A 9,811-nucleotide genomic window follows, 5' to 3' on the forward strand; every position below is an offset into this window, starting at 1 on the left:
GCTTCGCCGAGTGCTTTGTCCTGCAGGCGGTGGACGGTTTCGGCCTGACGCTCGCCATGATCGCCGCCCAGCAGATCAGCATCGCCACGTTGCCGGTAACGATGATGAAGGACGCGTCCGGGCTGATAAACCTGATCCGCAACGTCGCCGGCGCCATCGGGCTGGCGGTGCTCTCGACGATCCTCAGCCACCAGGCCGCCGTGCACTACATGGACCTGGCCACGGCCGCCAACCAAGCCAACCCCGCCACCGTCGGCATGATGGACGGCTTCACCCAGATGATGGAAGGCGCGGGCCTCGCCGACCCGGAGGGCACGGCGCGAAAGGCCATGGGCGGGATGATGCACCGCCAGGCGTCCGTGCTCAGCTTCGGCGACGCTTTCGCGGTCCTATCGCTCGGCTGCTGGGCGGCGGCGGTCCTATCCCTCTTCGCGCGGCCGGGCTCGGCCATGGCGCGCAGCGACGACGCGCCGGGAGCACACTGATGCCCCGCCTCGCCGGTCAGATCGACGTCTCCAAGAACGAGGCCATCCTGGATGCGGCCATGGAGGTTCTCGGCGAACGGGGAGTTTCCGTCTCCATGGGGGAGATCGCCCGGCGCGCCGGCGTGTCGAAGCAGACCGTCTACAACCACTACGGCTCGAAGGCCGAGCTGGTGCGGGCCATGGCGGAGCGGCGGGTGCATGAGATTGCCGCGCCGCTGGAAGCCGCCGAGGCGGTGGACAACCCTTCAGAGGCGCTGGCCGGGTATGCGCGGGTTCTGCTGAACGTCGCCTGCGGCGCGCGGAGCTCGGCGATGTTCCGAACTGCAATGCTGCACAGCTCGGACATGCCGGACGTGGCGCGAGCGATGTGGGAGGCCGGGCCCAAGGCAAGCCGCTCCAGGCTCGCGGAATTCCTCACCCTCGAGACCAAGGCCGGGCGGCTGTTCTGTCCCAATCCGGCAGAGGCGGCGGAGTTCTTCGGCGGCATGGTGATTGGCACCTATCAGACCGCCATGCTGCTGGGCGTCGAGCTGAGTCTCGACGACGCGCGCATCGACCGCATCGCGACCGAGGCGACTGCACGATTTCTTAGGGCTTATGCGGCCTGATCCGTGTCATGAGCAGATTCACTCCGGACACCCTCAAACTCGGAACCGCCGTCGTCGTGCTGGGCGCTGCCTGCTGCACCGGCTGGGCGGGTCTCGTCGCAGTCCTGGCCAGCGGCCGGCTGCAGCACGCGCCCGGGTTCTGGACGGACCTCGCAGTGATGTCGTTCGGCAACCTGCTGCTGACGGGCATCGTCGCCCTCCTGGCGTGGGTGCTCGCCGACCAGTCCCCAACCGCCCAGCGCGTCGCGGTCTAACCCTCCGCTCTAGCCTTCTGCGGCTTCGTCATCCGTGAAGCCCATGATGTGGAAGCCGGCGTCCACGTGGACCACCTCGCCGGTGGTCGATCGGCCTAAGTCCGACAGCAGCCAGAGCGCCGCCCCGGCCACACCCTCCATCTCGGTGTCGGCCTTCATCGCCGACAGCGAACGGCCCTTGGCCAGCATGCCGCGGCCGCCCGAAATCCCCGCTAGCGACAGCGTCTTCATCGCCCCCGGTGACAGCGCGTTCACGCGGATGCCCTTCGGCCCCAGGTCGCGCGCGGCATAGCGGACCGCCGCCTCAAGCGCCGCCTTGGCGACCCCCATGGTGTTGTAGTTCGGGATCGCCCGCTCCGAGCCCATGTAGGTGAGCGTCAGGATCGAACCGCCGGTCGCCGGCATCAGCGCCGCTGCGCGCCGGGCGCAGTCCACGAAGCTGAACGCCGAGATGTTCATCGCCCGCAGGAAGCCGTCACGGGTGGTGTTCTCGACGAAGGAGCCCTTGAGCTCGTCCTTGTTGGCGAAGGCGATGGCATGGACGAAGAAGTCGATCTGCCCGAACGCCTTTTCCACCACCCCGAACGCCGCATCCATCGCCGCGTCGTCGGTGACGTCGACGGGCGCCAGCACCTTCACCCCGATGCTCTCCGCCAACGGCTCCACCCGGCGTTCCATGCCCGGCAGGTGCAGGAAGGCCAGCTCCGCGCCTTGGGCCGCCAGTTGGCTGGCGATGCCCCAGGCGATGGACTGATGGTTGGCGACCCCGGTGACGACACCGCGCTTGCCCTGCATCAGGGTCCCGCCCAGCATCTGATAGTCGTCGGCCACGCTCGTTCTCCCGCGCTGTGCAGAGCGGGTTGTGGCCGATCCCTGGAGGGGTGTCATCCCGGTTTCGCCTCGGCCCTGGCGTCTGCGCCACAGCGGCGTAGTCTCGGCGTCCGAACGCTTGCAGAGACGAGAGATGTTGAGAGAGCTGCTCATCGCCGCGGCGATCACCGTGGCCGCCGCACCCGCGTGGGCGGCCGACCAGGCGCCGCGGCCGGTCACCACATACAAGGCCCCGCGGGCCGTTGATGGGCATCCGAGCCTCGACGGTGTGTGGACGAACGTCTCCATGACCAACCTGGAGCGCGATCCGCGGTGGGGAGATACGCTGGTCCTCTCGGAGGAGAAGGCCGCCGAGATCGAGGGCAAGAACCAGCAGCTCCTGCGCCTGGCCGCCAAGAACACTGACCCGAACGCCACCGTCCTCGACCTGCCGGCAGACTGTTCGGGGGGGCGCGTCACCAACTGCAACTACAACGCCGGTTGGACGGACCCCGGGGACACGGTGATGCGCGTCGCCGGACAGCCGCGCAACGGCTACATCACCATCCCGGCCGACGGCCGGGTGCCCATGCGCAAGGGCGTCGCGCCCAGCTATGGCCGCGCCCTGCCCAAGGGCCTCGGCCCCAGCGACAATCCGGAGAGCCGGGCGCTGGGCGAGCGCTGCCTGCTGTCGTTCGGCAATTCCTCGGGCCCGGTGATGACCCCCGGCCTCTACAACAACATGTACCAGATCGTGCAGACCAGGGACGCGGTCCTGATCAACGTCGAGATGGTGCACGACGCGCGTATCGTGCGGCTCGACACCAGGCAGCACCTGCCCGCGACGCTCCGGCCCTGGATGGGCGACTCCATCGGCTGGTGGGAAGGCGAAACCCTGGTGGTGGAGACCACCAACTTTCACCCGGAGCAGGTGTTCCGCGGCGCCTCGGCCAACCTCAAGGTCACCGAGCGCTTCACGCCGGTGTCGCCCACCCGCCTGCACTATGGCTTCTGGGTCGAGGACCCGACCGTCTTCGCCCAGGCCTGGGGCGGCGAGTACGAGTTCACTCGGTCCGCGGAGCAGGTCTACGAATACGCCTGCCACGAGGGGAATTACGGCCTGACCAACATCCTCTCCGGCGCGCGGATGGAGGACAAGACCGGCGTGAAGACTGCGCCGACCAACGTCGATCAGCGCGTCGCGGTCGGCGAGGAGGGCGAGGAGCCGAACTAGGCGTCAGTTCCGCGTCAGCCGCCGGCAGATCTCGTCCAGTTGCTCCAGGGTAGCGTACCGGATCCGCACCTCGCCCACGCCCCCACGGTCGGTGACGTCGACGCTCATGCCAAGCGCCTCCTCCAGGTCGACCTCCAGGGCGGCAGTGTCGGCGTCCTTGGTCCGCTTCTTCGGGCCCGAGGCCTTTCGGGACGCCGAGGCGCCCTCGCCGCGGACCAGGGCCTCGGTGTCGCGCACCGAGAGGCCGTGGGCGACGATCTGGTCGGCCAGGAGCTCCGGATCGGCGGCGCCCAGCAGGGCGCGGGCATGCCCCGCGCTGAGCCGGCCCGCCAGGACATGGGCCTGCACGCCGGCCGGCGCGCCCGAGAGGCGCAAGGTGTTGGCCACGTGGCTGCGCGACTTGCCGACACGGCGGGCGGCCTCCTCCTGGGTGATCTGCAGCCGCCCCATGAGCGCGGAGTAGGCGTTGCACTCCTCGATCGGGTTCAGGTCGGTGCGCTGAACGTTCTCGATGATGGCGATTTCGAAGGCCTCGTTGTCCTCGAGCTCGCGAACCAGCGCCGGGATCAGCTGCAAGCCGGCCTTCTGCGCCGCGCGCCAGCGGCGTTCTCCCGCGACGATTTCATACTCGCCATCGGCGCGACGCGAGGGGCGCACCAGGATCGGCTGCAGCACCCCCTTGTCACGGATCGAGGCTGCCAGCTCGGCGAGATCGGCCTCGTCGAAGTGCTGGCGCGGCTGGTCGGCGTTGCGCTGGATGAGCTCGATGGGGATCTCGCGCACGCCCGCCGCCGGCGCGACCGCATGCGGGATCTCCTCGACCTCGCCCAGGAGCGCCGACAGGCCGCGCCCCAGGCCCCTGCGGTTCTCGGCCATCAGCTGCACTCCACCAACGCGCTCGGCGCGTTCGCTTTCCCTGTCATTACAGCAGCTCCCGAACGGGAGTTGCTGGGGCTGCGCCGCGCCGTTTCCGCTCGCGCAGCACCACTTCGCGGGCCAGCCGGAGGTACGCCTGGCTGCCCGCACATCTCAGATCATAGACCAGCGCCGGCTTGCCGAACGACGGGGCCTCGCTCACGCGGACATTGCGGGGGATCACGGTCTGATAGACCGCCTCGCCAAAATGGCTGCGCACGTCCCCGGCCACCTGCTCTGACAGTGAATTGCGCCGGTCGTACATGGTCAGCACGATGCCCTGCAGCTCCAGCGCCGGGTTCAGGCTGCCGCGCACCAGTTCGATGGTGCGCATCAGTTGAGAGAGACCCTCCAGAGCGAAGAACTCGCACTGCAGCGGCACCAGCACCGCGTCCGCCGCGGCCATGGCGTTTACGGTCAGCAAATTCAGTGACGGTGGGCAATCGATCAGGATGTAGCTGTATTCGCGGCCACTTCTCAGAGGCGCGATGGCGTCCCTGAGCTTGAAGGACCGTCCAGACTGATGGCCCAGCTCCAGCTCGACGCCCGAGAGGTCCGGATCCGACGGGGTCAGGTCGAGTCCCGGTACGGCGGTCTTCACCACCGCCTCGAGCAGCGCATTCTCGCCCATCAGGACATCGTAGAGCGTGTGCTTGCGCAGCGCCCGGCCTATGCCGAGGCCAGTGGAGGCGTTGCCCTGCGGGTCGGCGTCGATCAGCAGCACCTTCTCCCCGACTGCGGCCAGGGCGGTGCCGAGATTGATCGCCGTCGTGGTCTTGCCCACGCCGCCCTTCTGGTTGGCCACCACAAGCACGCGGAGTGACCGGTCAGACTTTACGGGCACGGCCGAGCCTCTTCACGCGCACGATGCGGCCTCCGGGATCACTGAGAGACGGTACCACGTCAGCCTCATACTCCCAATATCTAGCCGCCTCAGTCATATCGGCTACTACATCTTGTCCCTTGAGGAACAACCCCTGCGCGCCGGCCGCCAAGTATGGCCGGGCATACCCGAGCAGGCGATGGAGCGGCGCACAAGCCCGGGCGGTGACGATGTCCACAGTCAGCGACAGGTTCTCGGCCCTCTCGTTGACCACCGTGGCGGGCAGGGACAGCTCTGTCACCACTTCGGTGAGGAAGCGGCAGCGCTTGGCCATGCTCTCGACGAGGTGGATGTGGAAGTCGGGCGCATCCTTGCGCAGGATTGCCAGCACCAGCCCGGGGAAACCGGCGCCGGCGCCGAGGTCGGCCCAGGTCAGCGCGTTGGGGGCGAGGCGCAGCAGCTGGGCGGAGTCCCAGGCGTGGCGGTTCCAAAAGTCCGGCAGCGTGGCGGGGCCAACCAGGTTCATCTTCTGGTTCCACTCGGTGAGCAGGGCCAGGAAACGCTCCAGGTCGGCCATCTGCGCGGGGGTTGCCTTGGCGGCGCGCGCGAAGCTTTCAGCGTCGGTGACCGCCATATCAGGCGGCGCGGCGGCGGACGTGGGCCAACAGCGCCGTCAGGGCGCCGGGGGTCACACCCTCGATGCGGCCTGCCTGGCCCAGCGTCAGTGGCCGCACCGCGATGAGCTTCTCGCGCACTTCGTTGGAAAGGCCTCCGATAGCGGCATAGTCCAGGCCGGCGGGCAGTCGCAGGTCCTCGTCGCGGCGGAAGGCCTCGGCGTCTGCGGTCTGGCGGTCCAGGTAGCCCGCATAGGACGCGTCGATCTCCACCTGCTCACGCACGGCAGGGCTCCAGCCGCCGATCTGCGGCCAGAGCCGCGCCAGATCGTCGAAGCCGATAGTCGGGTAGGCCAGCAGATCGATGAGGTTGCGCCGCACGCCGTCGGCCTTCACCGGCAGCCCGGCCTTCGCCGCCTGCGCCGGCGTCAGTGTGAGCGCGCGGGCCTCTGCCCTCGCCTGCGAGAGTTCGGCCGCCTTCACGCCATAGGCGCGCGCTCGGTCCGATCCCACGACCCCCAGCGCCGCGCCTTTCGCCGTCAGCCGCTGGTCGGCGTTGTCGGCGCGCAGGGTCAGGCGGAACTCGGCGCGGCTTGTGAACATGCGGTAGGGTTCGGTGACGCCCTTGGTAACGAGGTCGTCGATCAGAACGCCGATGTAGGCCTCGTCGCGGGCGAAGCCGGCCGCCTCGGCGCCGGAAGCGGCGCGGGCGGCGTTGAGGCCCGCCACCAGACCCTGGGCCCCCGCCTCCTCGTAGCCTGTGGTGCCGTTGATCTGGCCGGCCAGATAGAGGCCGGGCAACCGCTTCGCCTCAAGGGTGGGGTAGAGCTCCCGCGGGTCCACATAGTCGTACTCGATGGCGTAGCCGTGCCGACGGACCGCGACCCGCTCGAGACCGGGGATGGTCCGGAGGAAGAGGTCCTGGGTCTCGGCGGAGACCGAGGTGGAGATGCCGTTCGGATAGACCGTGTCGTCGGTCAGCCCCTCGGGCTCGAGGAAGATCTGATGGCTGGTCTTGTCGCGGAAGCGGACCACCTTGTCCTCGATGGAAGGGCAATATCGCGGGCCGCGGCTATCGATCCTGCCGCCATAGACCGCGCTCTCGCCGAGGCGCTCGGCGATGATCCGGTGGGTCTCTTCCGTCGTGTACGTGATGCCGCATTCGACCTGCGGGGTCGTGATGGCGTGCGTCAGGAAGGAAAACGGGATCGGCTCGGCGTCGGCTGCCTGCATCTCCAGGCGGTCCCAGGCGATGGTCGAGCCGTCCAGGCGCGCGGGCGTGCCGGTCTTCAGCCGGCCCATCTTCAGGCCCGTGGCGTAGAGTCGGTCCGACAAGCCGATGGCCGGCGCGTCGCCGACGCGGCCCGCGGGGATCCGCAGATCGCCCTGGTGGATCACGCCCTTCAGGAAAGTGCCGGTCGTCAGCACCACACGCCCCGCGCGGTATTCCGTACCGCTGGCGCCCACGACGCCATCGACGTGAACATGGCTGAGGCCTTCGTCGCGGACGATCAGGTCTTCGACGGCCTCGGCTATGATGGTGAGGTTGGGCGTCTGCGCCAGTTCGGCCCGCATCGCCGCGCGATAGAGCGCCCGGTCGATCTGGCTGCGCGGGCCGCGCACGGCGGCGCCCTTGGACCGATTCAACATACGGAACTGAATGCCGGCCGCGTCGGCCAGCCGGCCCATCAAGCCATCCAGGGCATCGATCTCCCGGACCAGGTGCCCCTTGCCGAGGCCGCCGATGGCCGGGTTGCAGCTCATCTCGCCGACCGTCTCGAGCTTATGGGTAAGCAGCAGCGTGCGCGCGCCGACTCGCGCGGCCGCGGCCGCCGCCTCGCAGCCCGCGTGCCCTCCACCGATGACGATCACATCCCAGGTCATGCCGGCGGGGATATAGGCGAAAGGCCCGCATGTTTCACGTGAAACAGCGCTGGGGTCACTTCCCGATGCAGAAGGTCGCAAAGATGCGTCCCAGAACCTGCTCCGGGTCGATGCGGCCGGTGATCCGATCCAGAGCCCGGGCGGCCAGGCGGACGTCCTCGGCGGCCAGTTCGACGTGCTCGTCCTGGCTGAGCGCGTGACGGAGGCGCTCGGCGGCCTCTGTGAGCAGCTCCTGGTGGCGCAGGCGCGTGGCGGCGGGCGGCTCCGCGCCGGCCAGGGCGCTGACCACGCGCTCCTCCAAGGTGGTGCGCAGCCAGGTCATATCGCCGGGGCCTCGTGCCGTGACCTCGGCGCAGCCCAACCCCAGGCGCCGGGCCTTGGCGGCAGAGGCGGCGCCGGCGTTCCCGACCGGGAGATCGCGCTTGGTGATGAGGCAGAGGTCCCCTTCCCGCAACTCCATCGGCGGCGGCGGAGCGGCGTCCGCCGAGCCGTCCACCAGCCACAGCCGCAGGTCGGCCCCTGCGGCCCAGGCCCGTGCGCGGCGCACGCCCTCGGCCTCGATCTCGTCGCCGGTATCACGCAGCCCCGCCGTGTCAGCCAAGAGCGCCTTGTAGCCGGCCAACACCACCGGGACCTCGATGATGTCCCGCGTCGTCCCCGGCGTGGCGGTGACGATGGCGGCGTCGCGGCCGGCCAGTGCGTTCAGCAGCGTGGACTTCCCGGCGTTGGGCGCGCCAATCAGGGCGATACGGTAGCCCTCGCGCACCCGCTCCCCGCGTTCGGCGTCGGCCGCGGCGGCCTCCAGTTCGACGGCGAGGGCGCCCAGCACCGGCCGGGCGCGGGCGGCGACGTCCTGCGGCACCTCTTCGTCGGGGAAGTCCACCGCGGCTTCGAGCATCGCCAGCGCCTGGGTGAGCGCTTCGGCCCAACGCGCCTGCACATCCGACAGCCGGCCGCCCAGCTGCTCCAGCGCCTGGCGGCGCTGGGCCTCGGTCTCGGCGTCGATGAGGTCGGCTACGCCCTCGGCCTGGGCCAGGTCCAGCTTGCCGTTCTCGAACGCGCGGCGGGTGAACTCTCCCGGCTGAGCGAGCCGCAGGCCGTGGTCGGAGAGCGCGTCCAGCACGGTGTCGACCACCGCCGTCCCGCCGTGCACGTGAAACTCGGCCAGGTCCTCGCCGGTGTAGCTTGCCGGCCCCGCGAAGAAGAGCACCAGCGCCCGGTCGATCGGCTGACCGGCAGCATTGCTTAGCGTCCTGAGGCTGGCCATGCGCCGCTTGGGGACGCCCCCCGCGATCGCGCGCACGGCCGCGCGGGTCGCCGGCCCCGAGATCCGCACCACTGCGACGGCCGAGCGGCCCGCGGCCGTGGCCGGCGCGTAGATGGTGTCGGTCATTTCTTGGTGGTGGCGACGTCCATGAACTTGCGGAACTGCTCCTGGGCCCCGGACCCGAAGCTCATCCAGTTCTTCATGAAGTCCTCGGGATTGAGCATGTTGATGTTGGCGTCGATCCGCTTGGTCATCTCGCTGACCAGATGGTCGTTGAGCCCGCTCACATCCGGCAGGCCCATGAACCGGCGCGCCTCCTCAGGCGTGCAATCCACCTCGATGGTCATCTTCATGACGTCTCGCCCTTCCAATCCTTGGCCGCGCATATGGCGGCGCCGAACCCATCTGCGCTAGTAGCCACTGAACGCATGAGAGGACGACATGGGCGAGCGTATCAGGATCAAGACCCCGGACGGAGAGTTCTCGGCATATGTCGCGAGGCCGGCGAAGGCAAAGGCCCCGGCCGTCGTGGTGATCCAGGAGATCTTCGGGGTGAACCAGGTGATGCGCGACATCACCGATGGCCTGGCCGCCCAGGGCTATCTTGCCATCTGCCCGGACCTGTTCTGGCGCATTGAGCCCGGTATCGACATCACCGACCGCTCGGAAGCCGAGTGGAAACGAGCCTTCGAGCTGTTCAACGCCTTCGACGTCGAAGCCGGTGTGAAGGACATCCAGGCGACGGTGACCAAGATCCGCGCCGATCCCGGCTCGAACGACAAGGTAGGAGCGGTGGGCTTCTGCCTGGGTGGCCTACTCGCGTTCCTGACCGCGATGGAGACCGACGCGGACTGCGCGGTCTCCTACTATGGCGTCGGCATCGAGAACAGGCTGGACGAGGTGGACAAACTGACCCG

Annotated in this window: 10 protein-coding genes; 3 read left to right on the top strand and 7 right to left on the bottom strand. The window is 69.0% G+C overall.

Translation table 11 applies throughout. The annotated features are described in order from the left end of the window. The first annotated feature begins 1,101 nt into the window (after nucleotides 1–1,101). The gene (locus QZV94_RS08945; RefSeq protein WP_293677469.1) at nucleotides 1,102–1,347 is read left to right on the top strand and encodes a hypothetical protein; all 246 of its coding nucleotides are present in this window, start codon (nucleotides 1,102–1,104) and stop codon (nucleotides 1,345–1,347) included. 9 nt (nucleotides 1,348–1,356) lie between these two features. On the opposite strand, the gene QZV94_RS08950 is transcribed toward QZV94_RS08945, so the two are convergent. Further along, nucleotides 1,357–2,178, bottom strand: coding sequence for an enoyl-ACP reductase (locus tag QZV94_RS08950; RefSeq protein WP_293677470.1), 822 nt, complete (start codon nucleotides 2,176–2,178; stop codon nucleotides 1,357–1,359). Nucleotides 2,179–2,311: 133 nt separating this feature from the next. Here QZV94_RS08950 and QZV94_RS08955 point away from each other — a divergent pair, with 133 nt between their 5' ends. After that, nucleotides 2,312–3,391 carry a hypothetical protein gene (locus QZV94_RS08955; RefSeq protein ID WP_293677471.1) on the top strand — a complete coding sequence of 360 codons (1,080 nt, stop codon included), beginning with the start codon at nucleotides 2,312–2,314 and terminating at the stop codon, nucleotides 3,389–3,391. 3 nt (nucleotides 3,392–3,394) lie between these two features. Here the strand turns inward: QZV94_RS08955 and QZV94_RS08960 are convergent, their stop codons facing one another. The 6 genes from QZV94_RS08960 to QZV94_RS08985 are packed head-to-tail and all read right to left on the bottom strand — an operon-like array spanning nucleotide 3,395 to nucleotide 9,247. Further along, nucleotides 3,395–4,267: a ParB/RepB/Spo0J family partition protein gene (locus QZV94_RS08960; protein ID WP_293677472.1), complete on the bottom strand. Its 873-nt coding sequence runs from the start codon at nucleotides 4,265–4,267 to the stop codon at nucleotides 3,395–3,397. Nucleotides 4,268–4,313: 46 nt separating this feature from the next. After that, nucleotides 4,314–5,150 (bottom strand): ParA family protein, encoded by an 837-nt coding sequence (locus QZV94_RS08965; protein WP_293677473.1) that lies wholly within the window; start codon nucleotides 5,148–5,150, stop codon nucleotides 4,314–4,316. After that, nucleotides 5,134–5,763 (bottom strand): 16S rRNA (guanine(527)-N(7))-methyltransferase RsmG, encoded by a 630-nt coding sequence (gene rsmG, locus QZV94_RS08970; protein WP_293677474.1) that lies wholly within the window; start codon nucleotides 5,761–5,763, stop codon nucleotides 5,134–5,136. The genes QZV94_RS08965 and rsmG overlap by 17 nt, the downstream gene beginning before the upstream one ends. 1 nt (nucleotide 5,764) lies before the next feature. Next, nucleotides 5,765–7,627: a tRNA uridine-5-carboxymethylaminomethyl(34) synthesis enzyme MnmG gene (mnmG, locus tag QZV94_RS08975; RefSeq protein WP_293677475.1), complete on the bottom strand. Its 1,863-nt coding sequence runs from the start codon at nucleotides 7,625–7,627 to the stop codon at nucleotides 5,765–5,767. A gap of 55 nt (nucleotides 7,628–7,682) precedes the next feature. Continuing rightward, a complete protein-coding gene (mnmE, locus tag QZV94_RS08980; protein ID WP_293677476.1) occupies nucleotides 7,683–9,020 on the bottom strand; it encodes a tRNA uridine-5-carboxymethylaminomethyl(34) synthesis GTPase MnmE in 1,338 nt (445 codons plus the stop codon). Then, the gene (locus tag QZV94_RS08985; RefSeq protein ID WP_293677477.1) at nucleotides 9,017–9,247 is read right to left on the bottom strand and encodes a DUF6489 family protein; all 231 of its coding nucleotides are present in this window, start codon (nucleotides 9,245–9,247) and stop codon (nucleotides 9,017–9,019) included. The genes mnmE and QZV94_RS08985 overlap by 4 nt, the downstream gene beginning before the upstream one ends. Nucleotides 9,248–9,335: 88 nt before the next feature. Here QZV94_RS08985 and QZV94_RS08990 point away from each other — a divergent pair. Next, a partial coding sequence (locus QZV94_RS08990; protein WP_293677478.1) for a dienelactone hydrolase family protein occupies nucleotides 9,336–9,811 on the top strand: 476 nt, incomplete at its 3' end.

It is taken from the genome of uncultured Phenylobacterium sp. (genome assembly GCF_902826855.1).
Taxonomy (GTDB): domain Bacteria; phylum Pseudomonadota; class Alphaproteobacteria; order Caulobacterales; family Caulobacteraceae; genus Phenylobacterium.